The organism is Psychrobacter nivimaris, assembly GCF_904846365.1.
Classification (GTDB): Bacteria; Pseudomonadota; Gammaproteobacteria; order Pseudomonadales; family Moraxellaceae; genus Psychrobacter; species Psychrobacter nivimaris_B.
In genome coordinates this window covers 1-26777 of sequence record NZ_CAJHAL010000025.1, presented here as the reverse complement: position 1 = coordinate 26777, position 26777 = coordinate 1, and the positions used below count along the sequence as shown (strand labels likewise).

Genomic DNA, 26777 nt, shown 5'->3' with positions numbered 1-26777 from the left:
TATTACTTAAAATGACAATCGCAAAAAGCAGTACTATTAAGCACTGCCTCTCTTACGAAAAATCAATGTTGCATGCCCGATCCATCACCTGACATACCCATCTCGCCATCAAATGACATGTCCAACATATCATCGTCTATCCTAGTCGTTAACATGGTGTACTGGGCTTCATTTAATTCAGGTAATGATCTGATAAAAGCGACCATTGCCCACATCCTATCATCATCGTGCGAAGCGCCCCATGCGGGCATACCTGATGCCATAATGCCGTGTTTAATGACCCAAAAGGCTTGCTGAGCACCTGTGTATGTTTTATAGCGTTCAACCAATTCAGTATTGGTAAAACTGGGCGGCTTTGGATATAAACTTGCACTAAAATCAGTGCTTTCTACCCCAGGAGACAAGTGACAACCTGCACACATATCCTTATAGTCTGCCCCGCCCGAGCTGATCATTTCTGTCTTTTCTAAGTTTGGAACCGCAATGTCCTTACTAGCATTTGCTATCGAACGATTGCGAGCGGTCTCTAAAAAATCGTAAACCAGCGGACTATGGGCCTGATCAGCGCCGATATTTATCACACCACTGGTCACCACCATAAAAACGCCCACAATAGCGACAAAGACAGTAAACAGTATTCCTAGTAAAAACTTCATAGGTTTGTCCTAAAAATCCATTTTCTTTAATATCCCATTACTGCTTGATCAGCTTCTCTGACAATATAGTCAAGTCTATATAAATCCGCTACAGCGTCATCCTCGCTAAGCATACTAATGTATAACTTGCACTCGGTTTCCTTGTATCGAAATTATATTGAACTGACTATAGTGTTGAACTTATAAATTGATATTTAAGAGTCGCTATCGCTGCTCACACAGTGCTTTTGGTACATCGCTTTCATTTTGCTCATGTTGGCCATCATGGCTTTCATAGCAGGATCATTCATGTCCATTTTGCTATGATCCATTTTTTGCATCATCTGCATATGCTTTTGCATTTTCTCACAGTTCATTTGGTCTTTTTCAGCATGCATTTTTGGGTCGTGCGCCAAAGCAGAGGTTGAAACAACTAAGGCTATAGCAGTTGCTACGATTGATTTAGACAGTGGCATTGATTTGAATAGTGACATGGTAAATCCTTATTTAAATTGGTATGTAGTCGAAAAGACTTTAAGATATTAAGTTACTTTAAAGCATACTTTAGTGATTCTGACAGAGAGATGACGGTAGGATTACAATTCTGTCATCTTGAGATTTTTTTATGTTCAAAGTGGGGTTATGCTTTACTATGCTAGGTAAGCGTGAAAGGTATATGGGAAGCTATTATGAAAGTACTGCTGGTAGAAGATGAATTGAAGCTTGGCGAGTATATAAAAAAGGGCTTAACCGAAGCTGGGTTTATCGTGGATCATCAGCTAACAGGACTAGATGGCTACCATGCATTGATGACGGAAGAATTTAGCGTGATATTGATGGATGTGATGCTACCTGACGTTAGTGGCTTTGAGCTGGTGCGTAATTACCGAGCGGCTGGCAAACATACGCCCGTGTTATTTCTAACGGCAAAAGATGACTTAAGTGACAAGATAAAAGGGATTGAGATTGGTGGTGATGATTATTTGACCAAACCTTTCGCCTTTGCAGAATTGATCGTCAGGATGAAAAGCTTATTACGACGTGCCAATCAAGCCGACTATCAAAGTACGATTATGCAAATAGCGGATCTCAAGATGGACATTGGCAAGCGCACGGTGCATAGAGGAGATACGCCTATTAAGCTCACGGCAAAAGAGTTTTCCTTACTACAGTTTTTATTAGAGCGCCGCGGTGAAGTGCTTCCACGCTCAATCATCGCTTCCCAAGTATGGGATATGAACTTTGAAAATGATACCAATGTGATTGATGTGGCGATAAGGCGTCTTCGTATAAAAATAGACGATGATCATGACGCAAAGCTGATTCATACGGTGCGCGGGATGGGCTATCGGTTAGAGGCTGTCGATACAGCGCTTGATAGCAAACCATCTCACGAAGCTGGCAATATCTAATATGAAATATAGGTTTGATAATCGGCGCTTGCCACTATTATGGCGTACTGTGCTATTGCTCACAATATTTGTTGTTATATCGCAGGTTATTATTTATATATGGATACAGCGTTCTGTTAAAGGCCATTTCGAGCAAATGGACGCTGAGATTATGACCCATGCGGCTTTTAACCTACGTAAGCGAGTGATAGAACCTAGTAGCCCTATAACTTCCCAAACCCTACATACCTCTCAAAATCCATTGAATAGTCAACAGCCGCTAAGAGCGGCACCTGACGTAATGCCTGATGGAGATACTTCTACCGCAGCGATATCAGATGAAACTGATCATCAGCATTCTTCTTGGCTAGATTACGATCTAAAAACCATTATCGCTAATAAAGAAGGGCAGATACTGTCTAGTACCCCCAATAACTTTGCTCAAGAGCTAGGGGCAGGGTTTAATCTGTCATCACTGAAACAAGATAATGATAAGCAACAGTTTGTGATGAATATCAACAGCCGATATTATCGAGCAATGGTCATTGAAGACGACAAAATGCTTGCGCTTATCGCATTGCCTATAGATGTGCATCATCAGTATTTATTACAGTTCAATCGTCAGCTTAGTATGATTTTGTTCGCGATTACCTTGTTGCTCGTCTCAGTAGCGGCGTTGGGTGTGTACTGGGGTTTTGCCCCTTTGGCGACCATCGTCCAAAAAATGAAAACAATGAATCCTGATAGATTGGATGATAGAGTCACGGTCAGTGATATGCCGTTAGAGCTGCGACCACTAGCAGAATCTTACAACTCAATGATGGCCAAGCTTGAAAGTAATTTTGAATCATTGTCACGGTTTTCAGACAATATCGCCCATGAGCTGCGCACTCCAATAGCGACACTCAGCACGCAAACGCAAGTCATGTTAAATAAACCAAGAGCGGGTGATGAATATATTGAGCAGCTCCACCATCAACATGACACGTTAGAGCAGCTGTCGGCCATGATAAACAACATGCTGCTGCTGGCAAAAACCCAAAAAGGATTGAGTGACTCGCAAATCAGTCACGTGGATACGGAAAGTTTAATCACCAAGCTCGTTGATTACTACGAAATGATTGCAGAAGACCGAGGTATCGCTATTGAAACCAAAGGTGAGTTCAGCGCTGTCTTAGGAGACAAAAGTTTATTACAAAGGCTCTTTGCTAATCTGATATCGAATGCGATTTATTATGCTGCTCAAGATAGCGTTATAACCATTAGGGCAGATAGAATAAACTCAAATGAGATGGTGGGCACAACAATAAGCAGTCTTCAACAATCAAAACAAGCTATTTTACGAATGACCATCACCAACCGATTAGATGAGCCATTGACACAAAGTGAGGCAGATAAGTTGTTTGAGCGCTTCTATCGAGATCACAAAACAATAGATCGCCATACAGGAACAGGTTTGGGTCTATCTATCGTACAGTCTATCGTTGGGGCGCATAACGGTAACGTCAGTATTACTATAAAGGACGATGATTACTTTCAAGTGAGTGTCGAGTTATTGGAGGACGTTTAATCTTTTAGTAGTCAACGATAGATATTCAATCTGAATAGATAAATTCGGCAAGTGATTGCCTTGAAAACGAGCTGGTAATGACCAAGTAAATGTATGTCTAGTGCCCAATATAAAGCTAGAGATTATTAAAAGGCAATAGGTAAAATAGTAAGTCGATAACGAACATAATACTTAAAACACAATCATAAAAACCAATTAGGGAATGACTATGCATATCACGGCTAATTTTGATGCAGGCAACATCGACATTATTAATGCAGATGACAAAAAAGACATTCAATTAGCGATTCGCCCAGATGTTGGTGGCGAGTTCTTTCAGTGGTTTAACTTTCGTCTGTCAGGTCAAATAGGGGAGCAGTATGTTCTCAACATTTTGAATGCAGGAGAGGCGTCTTATCTAGAAGGTTGGGAGAACTACCAAGCGGTGGCTTCTTATGATCGTCAGCATTGGTTCCGTCTGCCAACGTCTTATAAAGATGGCAAGTTGACCATCGTGGCAGAGTTAGAATGCGAAACCATTCAGATTGCGTACTTTGCGCCTTATAGCTATGAGCGTCATCAAGATTTATTGGCCGCAGTGCAAGTGCATCCGCTAGTGACGTTAGAGCATTTGGGCGAAACGCTTGATAAACGTGACTTGACCCTAGTCAAAATAGGTGATGGTGCTGCCCACAAGCGCAATATATGGATTACTGCTCGTCAGCATCCAGGTGAGACGATGGCTGAATGGCTCATTGAGGGTTTGTTGTATAGCTTGTTAGATAGCGATAATGCGACTGGCAAACAGTTGTTAGACAAGGTAAACTTTTATATTGTCCCTAATATGAACCCTGATGGCAGTGTACGTGGTCACTTGCGTACTAACGCTGTCGGAACCAACCTAAACCGTGAATGGCAAAGTCCAAGCTTAGACAAAAGCCCTGAAGTATTTCATGTGATTAATAAAATGGAAGCGACAGGCGTGGATCTATTTTACGATGTGCATGGCGATGAAGCATTGCCGTATGTATTCTTAGCTGGCTCACAAGGGACGCCAAGCTACAGTGACCGTCTCGCTGTACTACGTGATAAATTTTCAGAGGTATTGAAGTTAGCCAGTGCTGATTTTCAGTCTGAGATTGGCTATGAGATTGATGCACCAGGTGCTGCCAATATGACCGTTGCCACCAATTGGGTAGCAGAGCGTTTTGATTGCCTTGCTAATACGTTAGAGATGCCATTTAAAGACAATGATAATCTGCCCGATGAAGAGATGGGTTGGTCGCCAGAGCGTTCTATCAAGTTAGGGGAAGCATCACTGGTAGCAATGCTAGCTGTCGTGGATGATTTACGATAACTATAGAAAAAAAGCTGCAGAAAATAAAAAGCTGCTAATGATGGCCAAGTGTTTTAGTGGTCGTCGCTAGCAGCTTTTTTTAATTTTTATCTTCACATTTGCCAATAACAGTCCTGACAAAATCAACATCATGGCCAGCATCTTCCACCACGTCACTACTTCTCCTGTGAGTAGTACTGAGGTCACCATACCGAATACGGGTACCAATAGTGCAAACGGCATAACCTTGGAGGCGGTATTTTGACTGAGTAAGTGTGCCCATAGACCAAAGCCAATTAAGGTTGAGATATAGACGATAAATCCAAGTGAGAGCCAAGACTTGAGTGAAGCTTCAGTAAACGTCGCTAGCTGCCATGCATCAGTCTCAAATGTAAGAGAAGATATCGTCAACATCACGCAAGCAATGAGACCGCCCCAGACTACCAGCGCTAGCGCAGACAGAGCAGAGGCTTTATTCTTTCCAGTGCTAGATGTGGCAACAGATCCCCTTGTTCCTTGCTGCATCGCCTTTAGAGCCATTTGCTCTGATGCTTTTTCTAACACTTTTTCTGAAGCCTGTTTTGATGCTTGCTTGGAGGCAATATTACCAAAGCTCCAACCGATGGCCGCAATCAAAATACAGATGAACCCTGCCAAAGGCATATCACCGCCAAGGTTTAACGCAATCACGCTGAGTCCTAGTACACCGACCAACATACCGACGATTTGCATACGGCTGACTGCTTCGCCCAATATAAAGTACGCTAGCAATACCGTGATAAAAATCTGAATTTGTAGCAGTAGTGCCGTCAGCCCCGGGGATGAACCCAGATGCATCGCTGTAAAGACAAAGGCATACTGCATGACAAATGTACCGATGGCATAAATAAACAGGGTACGGTTGAATTTAGGCGGCTTTAGAAACAAAACCAGTGGCACAGCAGTAAAGAAAAAACGCAGGGCGGTAAGCATCAGTGGCGGAAAGCTCTCAAGACCCCACGCAATAAAAGTAAAATTTACGCCCCAGATAAAGGTAACCAGTACAGCCAATGCAGTATATATAGGGGACATATGAGCTATCCTAGAGGGTTATTATCCGTTGTCGGAAGTGATTAGATTTGATTGTGTTTGGCTGATATTTAGACTTAGAGTTATAGTCGAAAGGTCACTATATAATAGGACGGTACTAGCACTATAGTCGATTCAATTTAAAAGTAGTACAAGGCAACCGAGTATAGATGTACATTTGATACTTCAAGCGAGGTTAACGCTGTAATACTTTTATAATAGTGGAATGAATATATAAATTTCTGATTGGTCAGTCTAACGATTGAGCCAATACCTCGAAAACTTTTGAATGACTCATTTGCGCCACATTGAACCGCATAAAGTTCTCAGCATTGTCCGATTGGCTAAAAACATTACCCGGCGCCAATACCACACCCTGTGATAAGCAGCGATTGGCCAATTCGGTCGCATTATTATTCTCAGGTAATCGGCACCATAGGAACATACCTGCTTGTGGGAGCAGCCACGGTACGATGCCTAATTTAGCCAATCGTGGTAGCGTATGAGTACGCGCGCTTGCCAGCCGAGTATGGATATCATTCATATGCTTACGGTAGCCGCTATCAGTCAACGCTGAGAACACAACCGCCGCTGCTAACTGACTGCCACCAAAGCCAGTCGCTATCTTTAAATCTACCAAACTCTCAACCCACTCTGTAGGCGCTGCAATATAACCACAGCGTAGGGATGCGGATAACGTTTTAGAAAAACTGCCGATATAGAATACGCGTGATAACCCATCCAAAGCCGCCAATCTCGCCGCAGGCTTGACTTCAAAATCTGCAAAAATATCGTCTTCGATGATGTACAAACCAGCAGCCTGAGCCAATTGTAATACACGGTATGCCGTAGCAGGTGATAACGTTGCGCCCGTAGGATTGTGAATGGCAGCATTGGTGATGTACAGGCGCGGCTTATGCTCATCTAAAATCGCTGCAAAGGCCTTTACATTTGGCCCATTTGGCGTATAAGGGACGCCAACTACTTTGACCCGATGGGCAAGCAGCTGTGCTCGAAAGTTAAAATAACAAGGATCATCGACGACAACCGTATCGCCTGGTGTCAGCAAAAATCGAAAAATCAAATCTATCGCTTGAGTGCCGGAATCCGTCAATATGACCTGTGACGGTTCTGCATTGATATTCAATCCTGCCATACGCCGCGTGATTAGTTGACGCAATGCTAACAGTCCTAGCGGCGTTGCATACTCACTGATAATGGACGCGTCAGCTTTTGCTACATTTCGCAAACCACGGCGTATACCTGCCTCAAACAGCCAGTCCGCTGGCAACCAGCCGCAGCCTGGCTTTAGTGCACCATCGGGTGGCTCCAGCGACTGCCGCGATACCCACAATGGATCTACCACTCGATCAATTTTTGGTGCTATATCTGTCAATGATAGCGGCGCTGTCGTCTCTGCCACATAGAACCCTGCACCAGGCCGAGAGTAAATAAAGCCCTCAGTTTGCAGGCGCTCATAGGCTTCAACCACGGTAGATGGCGAGAACCCATAATCTTTGGCAGCAGCACGGACAGATGGTAGCCGCGACTCTGGCATGTAGATAACGGTCGCTATTTTCTCTTTTACGTCAGCCATGACAACTTCGATACGTGTTAGCTTCTTATTCATATTTTTTACAATTTTTGGTAAGGCGAATTTTGTGAAGGTTTTATCTTAAGGTTATAGCTAGGACAATATATGGGTAGGATATCCGAACTGTATGGGTTTTATAGTCCAAACAGTTCTGTCTAATTGTACTGGATTGTATATAGATAACCTGCTGTGCTTTTGTTTTAATCATTGAACGTAAACGATGTGGAGGTAGGTGTGATTCTATTGTGAAACGCATTTACCTCAGTCAATTCAGCGATTATTATTCAACAAGCAGCGATATATGACCACTAAAAAATATAATAAATATCTGGCCTTTGCCTTGTGCGTGATAACGACAAGTGTCAATATCCAAGGCCCACTTTATGCCGTCTATGCACACAATGATGGCTATGGTGTACTAGCAACTACGATAGCGTTTTCCTTTTATGTATTAGGCGTCATACCTGTATTATTAGCTTTCGGTGGGTTGTCGGATCGGATCGGACGACGTAAGGTGATTTTAATCTCTTTGGCACTATCGGTAGCAGCAACGGCTCTTATGTTGTTTTATCCGTACACGCGAGCGCTAGCATTAGCGCGATTCATACTGGGTGTGGGAACAGCTCTAATGGCTGCGACGGCGACTGCCCATATGATTGAGCTACTTGGCTCATCAGATACGATGCGTGCGACAGCGTGGGTGACGGCCAGTACAACGATAGGTTTTGGTCTTGGCCCTGTATTGACGACGGTTTCTTTGATGCTTTATGAAACTGATCAACCAGCCAGTTTTTTCTTACTGCTAGCGAGCGGGCTGTTCGCTATGTTTTTGTTATATCAATTACCAGAGACAGCACCTAAACGCACTAATTTGCCCACCTCTATGCTACGGCTACCTTATTTTAACCGTGAGGTCATCTGGTATGGCAGCGGTATCTTGATCTGTTGGGCGACGACAGGTTTGATATTTTCAGTTATTCCCTCAGTACTGGCCACGCATGGACTGGCTAAATATGCAGGGGTATCCTCTATGTTAGCCATCAGTTGTGGATTGATCGTTCAGCCAATCGCCCGAAAGCTTGACCCTCAAGTTTCAAGCAAGCTTGGTCTTCTGATTTTACTACCAGCTTATGCTTTATTGGCTTGGGGGACGTTGAATGCCAATCTACCAGTCATTCTTTTGGCGGCATTTTTGGCCAGTACGAGTTGCTATGGCTTTGTCTATTTAGGCGGTATGTTAGGAGTCGCAAAATCTGCTGGAAATGAGCAGGCACGTGCAAGTGCAGGCTATTTTCTGATGGCATATATAGGGCTTAGTGTACCCGTCATCTTTACTGGTTTGATTGTGGATCGGTATGGTGCTGCTACTGCATTCTACGCCTTTGGTGTGTTTTCATTAGTTGGTGTGATTGTCTTATTTGCTAGCCAGCCTATGTTGAGGACTGGACGTCATTCGAACGCCAATTTGCATAGCGTGACTTAAAATAAGATTGATAATGCAGTTTTCTATTCATTATCTTTTCAATTTTTCATGGTTAGATTACTTGTCCATTTTGTTATATGAATTGTTTTAGTTCATTTATTATATCTGGCAGGCATGAGTGGTTCTTTGATGTCATTCATATAGCTCATGTATCTGAATATCTACTACTGCCCAATCCATTCCTTCAAAATCTAGATTATCTTTATGTTTAGTACTATCGGTAGGTAGAGGAATGGCTTCGCCGTCTTCTATCAATCCTTTTAGATGGAGCATAATCGCTTCTTTAGCATTATTAAAGATATCTGCACGTTCATCGCTGGCTGAATAGCAACTCACTATGTCTGGGATAAATATGCCGTAAGCTGTTGTTTCATTACTTGGTGTAATTGCTATCGGATACTGCATTTAACATTCCTCATGAATTTTGAACCTAAGTATAACTAGCAACCGCTTAGATAACAGTCTAAATAACTCCTTAAATATAACTCACTTTCAAAATTATATTGAAAGTGTTTTAGGTGATGGCTACTGTTTGACCCACAACACTTTCATTACAATGGGCGCTATCATGATGGATAAAATAGAACAGGTATCCAAAACTGAAACAATAATTCAAACAATAAGGGCGGTTTATGACTCTGAATACCACTAAAACAATTTTAATCACTGGCAGCACAGATGGCATTGGCAAATTGGCAGCGTTAAAACTGGCAGAAGCTGGGCACCAAGTGTACCTGCATGGCCGCGATGCTGACAAACTTGCTAGCGTCATTGCAGAAGTTCAAGCAGTCGCGACAGGCGCAGCAGTAGATAATATTGATGGGTTTGTGGCTGATTTTTCTGATTTAACGGATGTGCTAAAGATGGCGGCAGACGTCAATGAAAAACTGCCCAAGCTTGATGTGCTCATAAATAACGCAGGGATTTATACTACGGCATCAGCATTGACTAAAGACGGTTTGGATGTACGTTTCGTAGTCAATTATCTAGCGCCTTATGAGCTGACCAATGCTTTATTACCTTTGCTAAAGCAGTCTGATAAAGCGCGTATCGTGAACTTAAGCTCAGCTGCGCAAGCGTCAATATCTTATCAAGCACTTGCAGGCCAGACTCGCCTTGATGATAAGGATGCTTATGCCCAAAGCAAGCTGGCATTAACCATGTGGAGTATGGCATTAGCTGACACAGTCGTTAGCAACGATATCAATGTCATCGCCGTTAACCCAGGTTCGCTACTGAACACAAAAATGGCTAACGAAGCGTATGGTCAGTATTGGTCATCAGCAGACAAGGGCGCAAATATCCTAACTGCATTGGCCATCTCCGATGAGTTCGCTAACGATACTGGTAAATACTTTGATAACGATATAAAAGATGGCGCACATGGCGATGCAAGAGGAGAATTTGGTCGACCACATGCTGATGCTTTAAACCAAGCAGCCATTGCTGAGCTTGAGCAGCAGACTCAGACAGTATTGCAGTCAATTTTTGCATAAGATGCATAAGACTTATATTTAGCAGCATTAATGAATTTCAAACAATTAAACCATTACTAACTATATTTTCAAATTTTACTATTAAAAACTTTCTTATTAAAAACAGGACACAATATTATGCAAACTATCAAAGCCATTGGTTATCAAAACAATCTACCTATCGATAATGAACAATCGCTACAAGACATCACCCTTGATAAGCCAATTGCTTCAGGCCGCGATATTCTCGTAGAAGTAAGAGCCATATCAGTCAATCCTGTAGATTACAAAATCCGTGAAGGGCGTCCTGCCGCAGAGGGTGAGTATGCTGTTATTGGTTGGGATGCTGCCGGTACTGTGACGGCTGTCGGTGAAGACGTCAGTTTATTCTCAGTAGGCGACAACGTCTATTATGCTGGAGATTTGACCCGTTCAGGCAGCAATGCTGAATATCAGTTGGTCGATGAGCGTATCGTTGGACACATGCCAGCCTCTTTGTCTTTCGCTGAGGCAGCGGCATTACCACTCACGACGATTACAGCTTGGGAGATGTTATTTGACCGTTTACAAGTGCCTGTCTCTGATAGCGCAGCAAATGACAGCGGTAGTAACGAGAATGCTAATGACGTCTCAGTATTGGTCATTGGCGCAGCGGGCGGCGTTGGATCTATCCTAACTCAGTTATTAAAAACAAGAACATCTGCCACGATTATTGGTACAGCTTCGAGAGATGAGAGCGTGCAGTGGCTCAAAGATTTGGGTGCTGATCATGTTATCAATCACCGCAACCCATTGTCTGATGAACTACAAAAAACAGGTATTGCTGAAGTGGACTACGTGGTGAGTCTCAATAATACTGAAGATCATTATGAAGAAATCATTAAATGCTTAAAGCCGCAGGGCAAGCTTGGACTGATTGATGATCCAAAATCACTAGATGCCAACCCGCTTAAAACCAAAAGCTTAAGTCTGCATTGGGAATTTATGTTTGCACGCTCAATGTTCAATACGCCAGACATGATTGAACAGCATCATTTATTAAATGCGGTGGCAAAATTGATTGATGCAGGCGAGATCAAAACCACGGTCGTGCACAATCTTGGGGCTATCACCGCTGAACACCTACGTAGTGCACACCAAATGCTAGAAAAACAGCAAGCGCATGGCAAAATTGTATTAGAAGGCTGGTCTGCATAACGCATAACGCCATTTAGATTAATAGGTCCAATGTGACGCTTTTAGCAGACACGTTGGACCTATTTAAATCAATGATAATAATAAACATAGGATAAATAGATGAGCACGCAAGCAAACAAACCACTTACCATCGTCGCCACTATCAAAGCCAAACCTGAGCACGTTGAACAAGTGAAAACTGAGCTACTTAAACTGACAGCAGCATCACAAGATGATCAAGGTTGTATTCAATATGACTTGCATCAAGAAAATGCAAACAGTAACGGTTTCGTGGTTTATGAAATTTGGGAAAACAACGAGTGTCTTCAGCAACATGTACAAAGCCCGCATTTCCAAAACTATGTACAAATAACAGATGGAATGGTCGATGAATTTATCGTTACTGAAATGACAGTTATCTCATAGGTTTGATCTATATTCTGCTGCTAACAATAAAATGAATGGTTGAAAGTCATGACTGAGACGACTGACTTTCATGCTTCAAAACAGCGTTTATTGATTTAGATATAAGTGGCTTTGAATAAAATATTCAAAGCCATTTATACGCTATTTGTTTGCTATCGAACGATGATTATTCTTGAGCAACGTTCAAAACGATTTTACCCACGTGTTTCTTTTCTAAGAAAATCGCTTGAGCAGTATGTATCTCTTTTAATGGAAAGGTACACGCCACGATTGGATTTATTTTACGTTGTTCGATACAGTTAACGAGGTTTTGGAACACTTCAGGCTGAAGCACAGTACAGCCGTAAAAGGTTAAGTCTTTTAAATAAAGTGTTCTGATATCTAGCTCTAATGGTTTATAAACCGCTACTATATTAAATACTCACTCCATCATTACCGATCCATTTGGGTCCTATCTCAACTTCAATATCACGTGCAGTAACGGGTTCAGCGCACTTGGAGCATACTGTCACCGGATGCATAATGTGACCACATGCCTTGTGTCTATGCAACAGCGGCGCCCCGCGTTCATCAGCCATGTATTTATCACCCCAACTGACTAATGCCAGTACGACAGAGTGCAAATCTAATCCGCACTCTGTCAGTCTATATTCCTCACGTAGCGGCCGCTGCTGATAGGCAACTTTTTTTAAGATATCGTATTCAACCAATTTACGAAGACGGTTAGATAGGACATGACGTGTAATGCCTAAGCGTTGCTCAAATACGTCGAATCGTCTGACTCCCAAAAAACAATCGCGTAAAATCATGAGCGTCCAACGATCACCAATGACTGCTAAAGTGCGAGCCACCGAGCAAGACTGTTGGTCCAGTTCATCCCAGCGCATAGGTTATCTCCTTTATCTTTAAGCTATAGGTTAGCTTGACAGGGTCCAAAAATAAAGCTATGTTTTTGTTAGTTCTAAAAAGGAACCTATAAGGAAATAGATATGAACAGAGCACCCGTAGCAGTTGTAATCGGTGCAGGCGATGCCACTGGCAGCGCTGTTGCCAGACGTTTTGCGCGAGAAGGTTTTACTTTGTGCGTGACCAGAAGGACTGTTGAGAAGCTAGAGGCATTAGTCAGTGATATCGAAGCGGCTGGAGGAGTAGTCAAGCCATTTGGTTGTGATGCGCGTATCGAGCAAGAGATGGTTGAGCTGTTTGCTCATATTGAAAAAGACATTGGGCCGATTGAAGTCGTGGTGTTTAACATCGGGGCAAACGTTCATTTCTCCATCTTAGATACGACAGAGAGGGTCTATCGAAAAGTGTGGGAGATGGGTGCCTTGGCTGGATTTTTGACAGGTAGAGAAGCGGCAAAAGTCATGATTCCACGTGAGAGGGGGACAATTATTTTTACGGGTGCAACAGCGTCTTTGCGCGGTAGTAAAGGTTTTTCGGCTTTTGCTAGCGCTAAGTTTGCTCTGCGGGCATTGGCACAAAGCATGGCGCGAGAGTTAGGACCTAAAGGCATACATGTCGCACACCCTATCATTGACGGTGCCATTGATACTGATTTTATTCGTGACAACTTTCCCGAGCGCTATGAGCTAAAAGACCAAGACGGTATCTTAAATCCAGAACATATCGCTGAGCAGTATTGGCAGTTGCACTGTCAGCCAAGGGATAGCTGGACGCATGAGCTGGATTTACGCCCATGGATGGAAACTTTTTAATCCTATCTGGTTAATAACCATCAAAACTTTTAATGGATTTTTAACATATTGCAAGGAATGCCAAGATGAGTAAACAAGTAGAATTTTTCTTTGATGTGGGCAGCCCAGCCAGTTATTTGGCATGGACACAGTTAGCGAGTATCGTGCAGCGTCACAATGCCGAGATTGTTTGGCGACCTATGTTACTTGGCGCAGTGTTTCAAGCCGTTGGTAACACCTCACCAGCTGCCGTACCTGCTAAAGGCGCTTATATGCTCAAAGACCTTAAGCGTTTTTCAGCCATCTATGACGTGCCTTTTCGCTTCAATCCGTTTTTCCCAGTCAATACGATGCAGCTTATGCGCGGTGTTACCGCCTATTTGGGGACACCTAAATTTGAGAGTTATTTGTCCGCTATCTTCAATGCGCTATGGGCTGAAAAGTTAAATATGGAATCACCAGAAGTCGTGGCTGAAGTTTTGTCGAAAGTAGGCATTGAGGCGACTGATTTTATGGCGCGTATTAGTGAGCCTGAGGTCAAGGCGCGTTTAAAATCTAGTACCGAAGAAGCAGTAGCACGAGGCGTATTTGGGGCACCAAGTTTCTTTGTAAATGGTGAGATGTTTTTTGGTCAAGACCGGTTGAGCTTTGTTGAAGATGCTTTGAGAGACTGAGAATAGTAAGTCATAGGATATATAGATTGCACTGTACTAGCTCAACGATAGTCCATTCGCTTTCAATCCACCAGACATCAGCCGCGATAAGTAACCGTGATTTTTCTTCACTGTGGTTTCTCCAGAAAATAACCTTACCACTCAGTTTAATGATTAAGCTCTATGGTTACATTAAGACAAGTCTATATAGTGATAGTTTTGCTTAGACTGCTCTAGTTCCTCTAAATCTATATCTACTGTTACTATATCTGGCGACGAACCAAGTTTTTTGATGATTCGTCCCGTAGGAGAAACGATTAGACTCTCTCCTACAAACTGACCGCCATGACCGACGCCGACACCATTGCAGGTAATCACAAAACATTGGTTCTCTATAGCCCGAGCTTGAGTCAATACATAGTGGGTATTTGCATAGGGAGACATATTGCCGTTTGGCATAAATATGATCTGTGCGCCTTTTTTTGCCAGTGCTCTTGAGCCTTCTGGAAACTCTAGCTCAAAACAAATCTGAGCACCGCAAACCACATCATTAATTTCAACGACGGAAAACTCATCCCCACTGGTAAACACGCCAACATCATCAAGCCAAAGTTTTGACTTTCGGTGCTTATGAATGATTTCGCCGTTTTTTATAAAAAAACATGTGTTATAGAAAAGTTGATCCTGCTTGTCAATATGTCCAATAATGATGGTTGAATCTGTATTTTTGCTTGCTTCCAATATGCTGTGGAAGTGCTCTATTGATTGATGATACAACACTTCAATATTGTCTAGCGTCGGAAAGCCAGTCAAAGCAAGTTCTGGAAAAATCATAAAGCCATCGCAGGCTTGATGATCATGGATTGATTTTAATATCGCAGCAGCATTTACTGATACTTGATAATCGGTAATATCCATTTGATTGAGGATTATTTGCATAGGTCTTGCTCTTTATCGTAGGGGGTTGATACTTTCACAGCACTTATTGGTCGCAATCATGGGTAATACTCGTTAATGACGAACTTTAGAAACGTTTATTCAAAATGCTATTTAAAACGCTTTTAAAGACATTGCGACTCTAACCAACGACTCAATTTAATGATGTCTGGTTGATTTGACTTTAAGTCATTATAAAAGAAATAGAAACTGTCGCCAGTGAGTAATTCATGCATTGGGATTTTGACAAGATTTTGCTGATGTGTTTGTTCTAGCATCATATAGTTGTCGGTAAGCGTAATACCTAAGTTATAACGTGCAGCCTGTGCGGCAAGCAGTACATGGCTAAATTGATTAATCTTTACCTCGCTTGGCAGCTCAAACCCGCCTGCTTTACACCATTTTAGCCAATCATTAGCCGTACCTTCACTTTTATCAGAATATTTTACGGACAGTATAGGGTGTTGCCATAACGCCTCAGGCAATGGCTGATCCTTTATTTCTGCCCAAAGCTTTTGACCACAGACAGGAAATAGCTTCTCAGCGAATAAAAGCTTGCTGACTACATTGCGTTTCGGTGGATTGACGGTAATAAAGCAATCCGAACATTGCTCATTATAGTCGTCTTGGTCTGTCACCATATTTAAGGTCAGCTCAATCTCTGGGTGCTGTTCGCGGAAGTTTTCTAACCGAGGAATCAACCAATTGACAGCCACTGAACTATACAGCGCTAGGCGAATATGGCCAGGCTTATCATGGCGAATGGCCTGACTGGTATTGGATAGAGTAGTCAGCGATTGATTCACCTCTGTGAAATAGCGAGCACCTATATCTGTTAAAGAAAGGGTTCGGCCCTGCCTATAAAACAACGCTTCACCAAGATATTCTTCAAGCGTTCGAACCTGATGACTCACGGCACTTTGCGTCACGTTGAGGCTTTCTGCTGCCTTAGAAAAACTATTGAGCCTTGCTACAGATTCAAAGCATTGTATGGCACGTAATGGGGGGAGTTTCATTATGAGTTCAACTAATACTAAACGTTTTTATATCATTATACGTCATGAGTATACGCGAATATACTATTTATCTGACCATTAGATTAAATGGCTTAATTTAAAATTTTATGTATTTTGAGATAGGTATAAGCATGACAATGCCGAAGATGAGTGTTGGATTTGCAATGATACTGTTGGTTGCAGGAAACATGATTGCAGTCCTTTCAGATGCGCTGATAAAAGAGTTGCCAGATGGCGCAGCGGTCTATCAGTTTGTGCTATTGCGTCAGCTAACAGCTGTCTTGATGCTGCTACCGTTTTGTTTATTCAACCAAAAAGCCAAGCTACTTAGTAACGTAAAATGGCATTTTGTACGTGGGCATATTTGGTTGTTTGGCGCGGTATTTATGGTGTTGTCTATCCAAGCGCTACCGCTAGCCACGGTCAATGCGATTTTTTATACTGCACCTTTACTGATGTTGCCGTTAGGGTTTTTGTTTTATAAAGACAGACTTACAGCACCAAGCATCATTGTGGCAATACTAGGCTTTATAGGTATTCTTGTCGTGGTAAAACCAACACAAATTAATATGGGTGCTATATTTGCGCTGATCGTGGCCTTAACCATGGCGACGAACAATCTATTGGTTCGTAAATTGCATTCGAATCATACCGTTGCACAAACACTGTTTTTGACCAATTTAGTCGGAATACCGTTGGGGCTTGGTTTGGCTATTTGGGAAAATGCCCCTTTGAGTTGGTACGCGCTATGGATAGCAGCAGGCTCGAATTTGTTTATTTTGATCTATGCGGGTATCTGCGTACTGGTCTACCGAGCGGTTGAAGCACATAAAATATCTAGTGCAGAATATACCGGTCTGTTAGGAGCAGTGGTTATCGGCATCGTATGGTTTGATGAAGTACCGGATATCAGTCTTTTGATAGGTTCGGCTCTGATTGTCTTACCTTTGATTTGGCTCGCCACGCTTGAGTCTATTAAATATAAAAGAACAGCCTTATAGCGTTTTGAAACATAGAGAGCGGATAAAGAAAGCGTCATAATATTCGCATGACTTTATGTTATGAATTCGTGTGTTTAAATCGTTTTTTCATACTCATTTTTTGTGGCAAATTACTATAGATACAACCATTCAGGCAAGGCACTAGTCTACAAGGGCGCTCTTGTTTGTTGAAGTTATTACTATAGGCAGGCCAAATAATGAGCAATATAACCACATTCTCAGTCACATCTTCAAATCGAAAAATCGACCCTTCACGGCGTCGAGGTGGCGCGTTTCGCTAATTGATAGCCTTCTGATGGATGTGGTTGGTCGCTTTGTTTCTCACTGGCCGCAAACAGCAATTGATATTCTTACCACTGATGATTCGGTCAATTTAGTTGATGCCCGTATTGACTTGGCGATTCGTATCACCAATGACTTGGAGCCAAATGTCGTTGCCAGACGTATCGGTGAGTGCCACTCGCGCTGCCCCTGAGTATTTACAAAAGCGTGGCAGACCTACAGATGTACAGTCGCTTGTACATCACAACTGTCTATCGTTTGCGTATTTTGGACGGTCGGCATGGGTGTTTGATGGGCCAAATGGTCCAGAGTCTGTTCCTATCTCTGGCAATATCAGCGCCAATATTTCTGAAGTCTTGCTCTCTGCCACGTTGCGTGGACATGGGATTAGTTTACAGCCATCTGGCGCAGTCAAATCTTTGATTGCCTCTGGCCAACTTATTGAGTTATTGCCTGAATGGAAACCTAAAACTTTGGGTGTTTATGTGGTTTATGCCAATCGAAAGCAGGTGACACCACTACAAAGAAAGTTTATTGATTTTCTCGCTGAAGAAATAAAGCGTTCACACTACTGGTAGCAAGTAATGGATGGATCGATCGGAATGTTTATTTATACTATTTTAAAAACAATACAATAGATCAATAAGAAATTTTATTAAAAAACGTCAGAAAATCTATAGCAGAAACTCAAACGGTCAATAGCAACGTTACAATGATGCTTATTGACCATCTGATAATGTCTAGACTTCGCTATATCCCATATAGGCTGGCCAAGCCTGCTTATAGTATTGTTGGTCTTTTATATAGTCGCTATATCGTTGGGAGCTATAGCTATAAATATTTGAGGATAGTAATGTGCTTATTACTATGTTTGAATTTGGCAAAAGCACGCATTAAGGGATACAGTAAAATGCTCAGTGCAATCGCAATGAACCAAAGTGTACTAACGTCATTTACACCAAAATATTCCCCATGCGTCATACCGAACTGTTGAACAGCAAATACATACAGCAGCTTCAATACATAGAGATGTACGATATAGAAAAACATGGGTACAGAACCGATGACAATAAGGGGTTTTGTCCATGATTTGGTTTCAATCTTTTGAAGCATTACCAATAAAACCAGTCCTATGCCCACATTCCACAATATAAAGAGTAACGATGGCGGATATTTAGTGAGATTCATAAAGCTCATGAAGGTTTCGCTCAGAGTCGGCATCATCAGCCATGCTTGATCGCCGTATACATTGGCCAGTCGCAGTACCACAAATAACGCGATACTCACCATACCAAATGTAAGTAACGTACGGTTTCTCTTTTGCACAGACGTAGCGTTATCAAACACAGATGTACCGATACAATAGCCCAGTATGATAACGCCAATCCAAGGCAGTACAGGATAAGAGGTTCTGAAACGAATCACCTCACCAAACTCAATCCAACCGCGCTCATGAAGTATCAGCCACAATTGATGGACGATAGGAATGTCGGCAAATGAGACGGTATCTAATAAATTGTGACCAAATATAATCACCAAGCTGAGTAGCCACAGCCACTTCTTAGGTAGGCCAATAACTGCTGAGAGCGCAATCATACTGAATCCAATCGCCCATATCACTTGGAGGTAAACTACATCAGGTGGAAATTGTGCTGTCCAAGCAAAGTTAATTACAATCAGCTCCAAAAACACCAAAAAAAGCCCGCGTTTGATTAAAAATTCGCGGGTCATTTGAATACTATTGTGTTTGTGTTGGTACAAATAAGCAGACAGTCCCGTCAGTAACACAAAGACAGGCGCACATAAATGGGCAATCATTCGGCTGAAAAATAGTGGTTCATCCGTTCCTGGTATCAGCATTGGATCAGGAACTTGATGGTGTAAGTAAAAGGTCTCTCGAACATGATCCACCATCATGATGAGCATCACAAGCCCTCGAAGTGCGTCGATCGCTTGCAACCGTTGAAAAGGTGTCGCCATACAATAGCCTTTGTATAGTTAAAACGAAACATTATAACATATCAATTATTAGCTACTACTGATTTAAGTACGCATTTTCGCAGAGGTGCTCACTGATTTGGATGTTTATGCTTGTCTTAACTTTTTATGCTGTGTCTGACCTAACGATAGCGTACCGCTGTTAAAACGGCGCGAAATTATCAGGCTGACTGTGCGTAGCAGTCCAACGTTGATTGGCATCAATATGACTATTAAGCCCAACTCCTCGTGGTATTTGCATATTATCGCCATACAGCCAAAGCACCATATTGGTACGTTTGCCACTAGTAATTGGATGTGCGGCGTGCGGCACCGAGCCTCTATGAATAATCGCCATGCCAGGTTTAAAGATGGCACGTTTGGTTTGCCCCAAATGGCGATCAACAAAGTCAACTTCTGATCCAGTAAAGTCTTCGCCTGGCAGATTTAGGTTAATATTCATAGTCACCGCTGAAGCATCAGTATGCAGTTGTAGCGATGTGTCGCCTGTCGGCTGGTATTGAATCGAGAACCCAAAGGTCTGAGTGTCATAGCCATAAACATTGGCAAATAATAGCCGAGCGATAGGACGCATATATTGATTCATGACTTTATGATAAAACGCCTGAAAATTAGGGATGGCCAAATAGCCTAGTGAGCGCGCATCTAGCATGGCCCCATTACTGTTCAATGCGATACCATAAGGAGGACGTATTGGGATATTAGCGTCTGCGATTGCTTGCAGATAATGGCGCAGCGTTGATAGTTGTGCTGGATCAAAGAGTTGTCCTTGGTATACGTCAGGTAGTATCTCTTGCCATAAATTTTTAACAGCCGTCTCCGTAGAAGGAGTGTGCCATGCTTGCGTCACTGCATCACGTAGAGTTGGATCAAATAATGAGTCATCGAGTACAGGCAAGTCATGCTCAGTGGTTTCCCACTCTGCCCATGCTTGCTCTAGTAACTGGCTGTTTTGATGCCAGAAATGCTCTACCGATGGTGCACGTCTAAGCATGTCTGATTTTGAAGGTAGTGGTAAGTTGCGTGCTTGCTGTAGTGCGCTTTGTTTATTATCTCTATCATGGTGGCTATGGTGGCTATGGTGTTGAGTGTCCTGTGTGCTCGTAGGCCGTATTATAGTATCCATCGTGTATCTCCAAATGTGTGAGTAAATCTTATAGGTGCATGCTACTATAATTAATGATTTTGATAATCAGCAGGTTTAGAGAAACAGTTTCAATAATTTTTATATAATGATGAGGCTAGCAGCAGCAAGCGATGGTGGTTGCTAAGTTAGACGCTAATTGAACGAAGGCATGACGATGAAAAATTTGCAGGATTTACGTATTTTTATTGAGACCGCTCGCTTAGGTAGCCTATCTGCCTGTGCTCGGCACTTAGATCTGTCGCCTGCCGTTGTGAGTGCAGCGGTCAAGCGATTAGAAGCGGAAATTGAGACGGTATTATTTGTTCGCTCTACTCGTAGGCTGCGTCTAACTAGCAAGGGTGAGCAATATTTAAAGCATTGCCGAGATGCGGTGGCTATTTTAGACAACGCTTATGCAGGACTGCATGACAATGATGCTGAGCTGACGGGTACCATTCGGCTGTCGGCATCATCAGATTTGGGACGAAACTTAATTTTGCCTTGGTTGGACGATTTTATAGACATTCACCCAAAAGTGACGGTGCAGCTACATATGTCAGACAGCTATGTGGACTTGTACGGTCAGCAGATTGATTTGGCACTACGTTACGGCGCGCCCAAAGATTCATCACTGGTCGCACTACCTATTGTATTGAATAATCGCCCTATATTGTGTGCGTCAAAGGAGTATTTGGGCAAAATTGATAAGGATATTGGTATGCCAAAAATGCCGGAAGATTTATCGCAGCATAATTGCTTACGTTTGGGGCATGATGAAAAGTATTTGAGCGAGTGGACTTTTGAGAAAGCGGGAAAGACTAAACGTGTGGCCGTGGATGGCAATCGCAGAAGTAAAGACGGTGACGTTGTGCGCCGCTGGGCAGTGGCGGGTAAAGGCATCGCATTAAAGTCTCAGTTAGATATAGCCGGCGATTTGAAGGCAGGGAGACTGGTTGAGGTAGAGTTGGACGGCTGGCAAGTGGCCAACTATCCACTATATTTGATTTGTCCAGAACGGCGATTAATCGATCCACTGTTTAATACGGTCAAAGAATACTTGATTGAACGGGTAGAGCAGGTGTTAAGGTAAAACAAAAATTAATGGTTACCCTATTTAATCAGACGAGCAAAACAACAGTCACTAGACAGTAATTGCTGGATGGCTATTATAATTATTGCCATACCTTATCAAGCACCGTAAACCAGTTTTTTGACGTTATCTTTTCAATCAGTTGATCAGAGAAGTGCCGTTGCTGCATTCGCTCAATCAACATAGAGATTTGACTGATATCAGATAACTCATCAGGTAGTAGGCAACCATCGAAATCAGAGCCAAACCCAACGTGATCTTCGCCTAGATGGTCGATCAGATAATCAAGATGGTCGACAATCACATCGAGTGATGTTTGCGTATTACGTTGCCCATCTGCACGAAGAAACGCCACATCGAAATTCACCCCAACCATACCATCGCTTTGTTTAATAGCAGCCAGCTGTTGATCGGTCAAGTTCCGTGCTTGCTGACAGAGAGTATGTGCATTTGAATGTGTCGCAACAATCGGCTGGCAGGCAATCTCTAGCGTATCCCAAAAAGCACGCTCATTCATATGCGACACATCGATCAGCATATGCTTTTCACTGCACTTAAGAATGAGGTCTTTACCTTGAGTCGTGAGCCCAGATCCTGTATCGGGAGAATGCGGAAAAGACGCATTTAAGCCATCACCGAAGAGGCTCTTTCTATTCCATAGTGGGCCAATGCTTCTGAGGCCTGCCTCATAAAACATATCAAGCAGGTCAGGCTGTATGGCTAAAAACTCAGCACCTTCCAAATGCAATACAATGGCCAGTTGCTTATTCTGTTGACAGGCTTGGATTTGTTTTAATGAGGTGCAAATCTGAATCTGACCGTCAGATCTTGCCTCTAGTTGCTGGGCTAGTTTCAATTGTGTGCAGCAGATATCGACGATTTCTTGCGGAGTAAAATCCGAATTTGAGGGGTCAGATAGTTTTTCAGGATGGTTGTTTTTCACATAAGCATAGGGCGGTAAAAATATAGAAAATAATCCGCCCATCCAGTTCGCGTCTTTGCAACGTTGTAAGTCCAAATGCCCTGGTAGCGTGCCATAAATAAAGTCATGTACCGGATCGGCAGCTGAACTTAGCCAAAGGCGGGTCAACAGATCGTTATGTCCATCAAATATCACAGGCTTAGTATTAGCATTCATATTTCACCTGTTACCATACGAGTAGGAATCAATTTGTCTTTATTCAGCTGTTTGTTACTCAGTGATTTAGAATTCTTTGGATTGCGAAAGCGCAACTCTTCAAAAGGTACAGGCGTTTCACTATTGATACGTGCTTCCTCGATTAGATAATGATAAGGCGATTTGCCACACACAGGATCGGCGTTTTTGGCATCGCCCGTCAGCATAAAGGCTTGGCAACGACAGCCGCCATAATCGCGCTCTTTATCGGGGCAGCTTTGGCAGATGTCGGGCATCCAGTCATCACCGCGAAACTGATTGAAACTGGCAGATTCATACCAAATATCCGACAGTGGTGTCTCTCGTACATTGGGGAACTGTATTGGCATTTGTCTGGCAGCATGGCAAGGTAGGGCTGTACCGTCTGGTGCGACTGTTAAGAAAATCTTGCCCCAACCATCCATACAAGGTTTCGGACGTTCTTCGTAATAGTCAGGCACCACGAAAATAAGTTTGCACTTAATACCACGTTCTTCAATCTTCTTGCGGTATTCATTGGTAATGCGTTCGGCTCGAACCACTTGCGCTTTGGTAGGCAATAGACCTTCTATGTTTTCAAACGCCCAGCCATAAAACTGACAGATAGCCAGCTCGACCGTGTCGGCTTCCAGCTCTAAGCACAGCTCAATAATCTGGTCAATCTGATCGATGTTTTGCCGATGAATGACAAAGTTAAGTACCATCGGGTAATCGTACTGTTTGACCAGACGTGACATCTCATACTTTTGCTCAAAGGCATGCTTTGATCCTGCCAAGGCATTGTTGACCGTTGGATCACTGGCTTGGAAGCTAATTTGAATATGCTGAAGACCTGCTTCTTTTAAACGCGCAATTCTAGCTTCAGTCAATCCCATACCTGACGTAATCAAATTGGTATAAAAACCTTGATTGTGCGCATAAGCGACCAGCTCTTCTAGGTCTTGACGAACCAGTGGTTCACCGCCAGAAAAACCAAGCTGCACCGCGCCCATTTGCCGCGCCTGATCAAACACATCAAACCATTCCTCTGTCGTTAGCTCTTCTTTATACTGAGCATAGTCAATAGGGTTTGAGCAATAGGGGCATTGTAAGGGGCAGCGATAGGTCAGCTCAGCAAGCAGCCATAGCGGTAGTCCGACTGGCGTATTCATACTAAATCAATCCAATGTTCACGCTGGGCGACCAGCATATATTCAATGATGTCTTGCTCGATTTCGGGGATATCCCCAAACATAGCTTGCACCTTTTGGATAATATCAGCAATGGACGCTTGACCATCAATATGTTGCCCAATGATGCTGGCACTATCATTGAGCTTAATCATACCCTCAGGGTAGAGCAAGACATACGCATTTTGCGCTGGCTCAAACTGAAAACGATAACCGTGACGCCATACCGGTACGATGGATTGATCCAGCTCAGGCAAACTAGCAGGTATACTCATTTGAACAATCCTTTATGCCAGACATTGTCAGTGGTAACACTTTGATAAGGGGCTTGATTATGCACATAGGCTAGGCTCAAGGCGTCCAATATCGTCCACAAAATATCGAGTTTAAATTGTAATATCTCAAGCATACGCTCTTGTTGCTCAGCTGTTTTGAACGAGTCGAGCGTGATGGTCAGACCATGCTCAACATCGCGGCGCGCTTGACTCAAGCGTGAGCGGAAATAGGTATAGCCTTGCTCCTTTATCCAAGGGTAATGCTTGGGCCAAGACTCTAAACGCGACTGGTGAATCTGCGGGGCAAACAACTCTGTAAGTGAGCTACTAGCGGCTTCTCGCCATGAAGTCCGACGTGCAAAGTTCACATAAGCATCCACGGCAAAACGCACACCCGGTAGCACCAGCTCTTCAGAAATCACTTGCTCACGAGTCAAACCAACTGCCTCTGCCAGACCCAACCATGCTTCGCGACCACCCCCATCAGGATAGACGCCATCTTGATCAATCATACGCTGAATCCATTCTTGACGTACGCGCTGATCAGGACAGTTTGCCATAATAGCTGCATCTTTCAATGGGATATTGATCTGATAATAAAAACGGTTAGCGACCCATGCTTGGATCTGCTGCTGGGTCGCTTTGCCTTCATGCATCATGATATGAAAGGGATGGTAAATATGATAATACTGACCTTTTGCCATAATCGCTTGTTCAAACGCTTCTGGACTGAGTGCTGTGTTTTCTTCTTGCATTGTTCTCACCTTACGATTGCTATCATTGCCTTACCGTTTGTCTTACAGCTCAATCTGCATACCATCAAATGCTACTTCAACACCATGTTGTTTTAATGTCGCCGCTTGTTCAGATTGCTCGTTCAATATCGGGTTGGTATTGTTGATATGAATGAGCACCTTACGAGCGTTATCGAGCTGATCTAAATAATGCAGCGAGCCATCGTCACCACTGATATGCAAATGCCCCATGTCTTGGCCCGTTTTAGTGCCAACGCCGCGTTCTTGCATTTCATTGTCTGTCCATAGCGTACCGTCAATCATTACGCAATCAGACGCTTTCATGATTTGCATGACTTCATCGTCAATTTTGCCCAAGCCTGGCGCATAAAAGAGTTGTTTTTGTGTTTTTAAGTCTTTTACAATCAGGGCAATATTGTCGCCATCATGCGGGTCATTACGATGCGGAGAGTAGGGCGGTGCAGAGCTTCTAATCACCAAAGGCGTCAATTCTAAATTGTCAAACCCTTCAATCTTAAACGTCTTTTCTGGATCAATTTGATTATATTGCAAGCCGCCATTCCAGTGCTTCAACATGTTAAAGAGAGGAAATCCTGTCGTTAGATCTTGATAGACCATGTCAGTACACCAAACAGGAATTGGACAACCTTCACGCAGGGTCAATAGCCCCGTCGTATGGTCAAGTTGACTGTCCATCAATACCACATTGGTGATGCCGGTATCTCTCAATTGACGTGCTGGCTGTGCTGCCTTGAACTCAAATAATTGTTGGCGGATATCAGGGGATGCGTTGAATAAGATCCAATCCACACCATTTTCTGATATGGCTATCGAAGATTGGGTACGGGTTTTTGCCTGAATCGTGCCTTGACGCACACCGTGGCAATTATCGCAGTTACAGTTCCACTGCGGGAAACCGCCACCAGCAGCTGAGCCTAAAACGTGAATATACATAAATCAATATTTCCAAAAAAATAAAAGCCCTAATCATTTAGGGCTTTTAATGGATTGAGTGCTAATGAGTTTTAGCGTGCTTCGAAATACATAGTCACTTCGAAACCGATACGAATGTCTTGAAAAGCTGGTTTGGTCCACTGCATGGGATTACTCCGGAACGATCTTACTATTTAAGAAGTAAGGTTAATAAAGTGAATGAGTGATAAAGAGTAGTATAAGCTGCCCCCCGCTGTCAACTTCTTAGATGTTAGTAAAGCGTTAACGAGCATCGATTAAGCAGTCTCTTATAGCATAAATGAAAGCTGTTTTTTCGTGCGAAAAAGACAACATATTGGGCATAAGATTAAAAATATCTTTGAATAGTTTGAGCATAAATTCTAACTATAAAAAATCTGCTCGAGGGAAGTCTGACCCCTGCTGTCAATCCCGTAGAACTAAACTTGGGAGATTTTAGTTACGCAGCCTGACGATAAAAGTCAAACCACACCTGTCTTGGCGATTTATAGCCCAAACCCTTTTGAATCCTAGTCTGA

Annotated in this window: 30 protein-coding genes; 13 read left to right on the top strand and 17 right to left on the bottom strand. The window is 42.9% G+C overall.

The window, feature by feature from the left end; translation table 11 throughout:
* Window positions 1-62: 62 nt before the first annotated feature.
* Both JMX63_RS10825 and JMX63_RS10820 read right to left on the bottom strand, forming a co-directional pair.
* Window positions 63-656 (bottom strand): c-type cytochrome, encoded by a 594-nt coding sequence (locus tag JMX63_RS10825; protein WP_201572322.1) that lies wholly within the window; start codon window positions 654-656, stop codon window positions 63-65.
* Window positions 657-850: 194 nt separating this feature from the next.
* On the bottom strand, window positions 851-1129 hold the full coding sequence (locus JMX63_RS10820) for a hypothetical protein (protein ID WP_058025813.1): 279 nt from the start codon (window positions 1127-1129) through the stop codon (window positions 851-853).
* 195 nt (window positions 1130-1324) lie between these two features.
* Here JMX63_RS10820 and JMX63_RS10815 point away from each other — a divergent pair, with 195 nt between their 5' ends.
* The 3 genes from JMX63_RS10815 (at window position 1325) to JMX63_RS10805 (ending at window position 4932) form a co-directional block, all read left to right on the top strand.
* Window positions 1325-2047: a heavy metal response regulator transcription factor gene (locus JMX63_RS10815; protein WP_201572321.1), complete on the top strand. Its 723-nt coding sequence runs from the start codon at window positions 1325-1327 to the stop codon at window positions 2045-2047.
* A 1-nt stretch (window position 2048) separates the two neighbouring features.
* Window positions 2049-3596: an ATP-binding protein gene (locus JMX63_RS10810; RefSeq protein ID WP_201572320.1), complete on the top strand. Its 1548-nt coding sequence runs from the start codon at window positions 2049-2051 to the stop codon at window positions 3594-3596.
* Between the two features lie 208 nt (window positions 3597-3804).
* Window positions 3805-4932, top strand: coding sequence for a M14 family metallopeptidase (locus JMX63_RS10805; RefSeq protein ID WP_201572319.1), 1128 nt, complete (start codon window positions 3805-3807; stop codon window positions 4930-4932).
* 66 nt (window positions 4933-4998) lie between these two features.
* Here the strand turns inward: JMX63_RS10805 and JMX63_RS10800 are convergent, their stop codons facing one another.
* Both JMX63_RS10800 and JMX63_RS10795 read right to left on the bottom strand, forming a co-directional pair.
* Window positions 4999-5982, bottom strand: a complete 984-nt coding sequence (locus JMX63_RS10800) for an EamA family transporter (protein ID WP_201572316.1) — start codon at window positions 5980-5982, stop codon at window positions 4999-5001.
* A gap of 247 nt (window positions 5983-6229) precedes the next feature.
* A complete protein-coding gene (locus JMX63_RS10795) occupies window positions 6230-7609 on the bottom strand; it encodes an aminotransferase-like domain-containing protein (protein WP_201572314.1) in 1380 nt (459 codons plus the stop codon).
* Between the two features lie 265 nt (window positions 7610-7874).
* Between JMX63_RS10795 and JMX63_RS10790 the strand changes: the two genes are divergently transcribed.
* Entirely contained in the window at window positions 7875-9056 is a 1182-nt protein-coding gene (locus tag JMX63_RS10790) for an MFS transporter (RefSeq protein ID WP_201572312.1), read from the top strand.
* 132 nt (window positions 9057-9188) lie between these two features.
* Here the strand turns inward: JMX63_RS10790 and JMX63_RS10785 are convergent, their stop codons facing one another.
* Window positions 9189-9461 carry a type II toxin-antitoxin system HicB family antitoxin gene (locus JMX63_RS10785; protein WP_201572310.1) on the bottom strand — a complete coding sequence of 91 codons (273 nt, stop codon included), beginning with the start codon at window positions 9459-9461 and terminating at the stop codon, window positions 9189-9191.
* Between the two features lie 227 nt (window positions 9462-9688).
* On the opposite strand from JMX63_RS10785, the gene JMX63_RS10780 reads away from it, so the two are divergent.
* From JMX63_RS10780 to JMX63_RS10770, 3 genes are all read left to right on the top strand, one after another.
* Window positions 9689-10552, top strand: coding sequence for an SDR family NAD(P)-dependent oxidoreductase (locus tag JMX63_RS10780; RefSeq protein ID WP_201572308.1), 864 nt, complete (start codon window positions 9689-9691; stop codon window positions 10550-10552).
* Window positions 10553-10678: 126 nt separating this feature from the next.
* Entirely contained in the window at window positions 10679-11728 is a 1050-nt protein-coding gene (locus JMX63_RS10775) for a zinc-binding alcohol dehydrogenase family protein (protein ID WP_201572352.1), read from the top strand.
* Window positions 11729-11827: 99 nt separating this feature from the next.
* The gene (locus tag JMX63_RS10770) at window positions 11828-12133 is read left to right on the top strand and encodes a putative quinol monooxygenase (protein WP_102090668.1); all 306 of its coding nucleotides are present in this window, start codon (window positions 11828-11830) and stop codon (window positions 12131-12133) included.
* A 166-nt stretch (window positions 12134-12299) separates the two neighbouring features.
* On the opposite strand, the gene JMX63_RS10765 is transcribed toward JMX63_RS10770, so the two are convergent.
* Together JMX63_RS10765 and JMX63_RS10760 are read right to left on the bottom strand one after the other, a co-directional pair.
* Complete coding sequence (locus tag JMX63_RS10765) at window positions 12300-12467, bottom strand: zinc-binding dehydrogenase (protein ID WP_201572306.1); 168 nt, start codon at window positions 12465-12467, stop codon at window positions 12300-12302.
* Between the two features lie 79 nt (window positions 12468-12546).
* Window positions 12547-13020 carry a winged helix-turn-helix transcriptional regulator gene (locus JMX63_RS10760; RefSeq protein WP_201572304.1) on the bottom strand — a complete coding sequence of 158 codons (474 nt, stop codon included), beginning with the start codon at window positions 13018-13020 and terminating at the stop codon, window positions 12547-12549.
* A gap of 102 nt (window positions 13021-13122) precedes the next feature.
* On the opposite strand from JMX63_RS10760, the gene JMX63_RS10755 reads away from it, so the two are divergent.
* Together JMX63_RS10755 and JMX63_RS10750 are read left to right on the top strand one after the other, a co-directional pair.
* Window positions 13123-13851 carry an SDR family oxidoreductase gene (locus JMX63_RS10755; RefSeq protein WP_201572302.1) on the top strand — a complete coding sequence of 243 codons (729 nt, stop codon included), beginning with the start codon at window positions 13123-13125 and terminating at the stop codon, window positions 13849-13851.
* 65 nt (window positions 13852-13916) lie between these two features.
* Entirely contained in the window at window positions 13917-14504 is a 588-nt protein-coding gene (locus JMX63_RS10750) for a 2-hydroxychromene-2-carboxylate isomerase (RefSeq protein ID WP_201572300.1), read from the top strand.
* 171 nt (window positions 14505-14675) lie between these two features.
* Here JMX63_RS10750 and JMX63_RS10745 read toward each other — a convergent pair whose 3' ends face one another.
* On the bottom strand, window positions 14676-15422 hold the full coding sequence (locus JMX63_RS10745; RefSeq protein WP_201572298.1) for a carbon-nitrogen hydrolase family protein: 747 nt from the start codon (window positions 15420-15422) through the stop codon (window positions 14676-14678).
* Between the two features lie 122 nt (window positions 15423-15544).
* The gene (locus JMX63_RS10740) at window positions 15545-16435 is read right to left on the bottom strand and encodes a LysR substrate-binding domain-containing protein (RefSeq protein WP_201572296.1); all 891 of its coding nucleotides are present in this window, start codon (window positions 16433-16435) and stop codon (window positions 15545-15547) included.
* Window positions 16436-16566: 131 nt separating this feature from the next.
* On the opposite strand from JMX63_RS10740, the gene JMX63_RS10735 reads away from it, so the two are divergent.
* From JMX63_RS10735 to JMX63_RS10725, 3 genes are all read left to right on the top strand, one after another.
* Window positions 16567-17436 (top strand): DMT family transporter, encoded by an 870-nt coding sequence (locus JMX63_RS10735; protein WP_265089100.1) that lies wholly within the window; start codon window positions 16567-16569, stop codon window positions 17434-17436.
* A 295-nt stretch (window positions 17437-17731) separates the two neighbouring features.
* The gene (locus JMX63_RS10730; RefSeq protein WP_201572294.1) at window positions 17732-17911 is read left to right on the top strand and encodes a type 2 periplasmic-binding domain-containing protein; all 180 of its coding nucleotides are present in this window, start codon (window positions 17732-17734) and stop codon (window positions 17909-17911) included.
* Window positions 17865-18296 carry a substrate binding domain-containing protein gene (locus tag JMX63_RS10725; RefSeq protein WP_201572293.1) on the top strand — a complete coding sequence of 144 codons (432 nt, stop codon included), beginning with the start codon at window positions 17865-17867 and terminating at the stop codon, window positions 18294-18296. Before JMX63_RS10730 ends, JMX63_RS10725 begins: the two co-directional genes overlap by 47 nt.
* A gap of 253 nt (window positions 18297-18549) precedes the next feature.
* Here JMX63_RS10725 and JMX63_RS10720 read toward each other — a convergent pair whose 3' ends face one another.
* A complete protein-coding gene (locus tag JMX63_RS10720; protein ID WP_201572292.1) occupies window positions 18550-19698 on the bottom strand; it encodes a DUF1624 domain-containing protein in 1149 nt (382 codons plus the stop codon).
* Window positions 19699-19858: 160 nt separating this feature from the next.
* The gene (locus tag JMX63_RS10715; protein ID WP_201572291.1) at window positions 19859-20842 is read right to left on the bottom strand and encodes a 2OG-Fe(II) oxygenase family protein; all 984 of its coding nucleotides are present in this window, start codon (window positions 20840-20842) and stop codon (window positions 19859-19861) included.
* A gap of 175 nt (window positions 20843-21017) precedes the next feature.
* Between JMX63_RS10715 and JMX63_RS10710 the strand changes: the two genes are divergently transcribed.
* A complete protein-coding gene (locus tag JMX63_RS10710) occupies window positions 21018-21932 on the top strand; it encodes a LysR family transcriptional regulator (protein WP_201572290.1) in 915 nt (304 codons plus the stop codon).
* An 82-nt stretch (window positions 21933-22014) separates the two neighbouring features.
* Here JMX63_RS10710 and JMX63_RS10705 read toward each other — a convergent pair whose 3' ends face one another.
* The 6 genes from JMX63_RS10705 to pqqA form a co-directional block, all read right to left on the bottom strand.
* Window positions 22015-23070, bottom strand: a complete 1056-nt coding sequence (locus JMX63_RS10705; protein WP_201572289.1) for a dipeptidase — start codon at window positions 23068-23070, stop codon at window positions 22015-22017.
* On the bottom strand, window positions 23067-24239 hold the full coding sequence (gene pqqE / locus JMX63_RS10700; RefSeq protein ID WP_201572288.1) for a pyrroloquinoline quinone biosynthesis protein PqqE: 1173 nt from the start codon (window positions 24237-24239) through the stop codon (window positions 23067-23069). The genes JMX63_RS10705 and pqqE overlap by 4 nt, the downstream gene beginning before the upstream one ends.
* Window positions 24236-24532 (bottom strand): pyrroloquinoline quinone biosynthesis peptide chaperone PqqD, encoded by a 297-nt coding sequence (pqqD, locus tag JMX63_RS10695; RefSeq protein WP_057760106.1) that lies wholly within the window; start codon window positions 24530-24532, stop codon window positions 24236-24238. The genes pqqE and pqqD overlap by 4 nt, the downstream gene beginning before the upstream one ends.
* A complete protein-coding gene (gene pqqC, locus JMX63_RS10690; RefSeq protein ID WP_102078380.1) occupies window positions 24529-25287 on the bottom strand; it encodes a pyrroloquinoline-quinone synthase PqqC in 759 nt (252 codons plus the stop codon). The genes pqqD and pqqC overlap by 4 nt, the downstream gene beginning before the upstream one ends.
* Window positions 25288-25329: 42 nt before the next feature.
* Window positions 25330-26241, bottom strand: a complete 912-nt coding sequence (gene pqqB, locus JMX63_RS10685) for a pyrroloquinoline quinone biosynthesis protein PqqB (protein ID WP_201572286.1) — start codon at window positions 26239-26241, stop codon at window positions 25330-25332.
* A gap of 71 nt (window positions 26242-26312) precedes the next feature.
* The gene (gene pqqA, locus JMX63_RS10680) at window positions 26313-26387 is read right to left on the bottom strand and encodes a pyrroloquinoline quinone precursor peptide PqqA (RefSeq protein ID WP_082894360.1); all 75 of its coding nucleotides are present in this window, start codon (window positions 26385-26387) and stop codon (window positions 26313-26315) included.
* Between the last annotated feature and the right edge of the window lie 390 nt (window positions 26388-26777).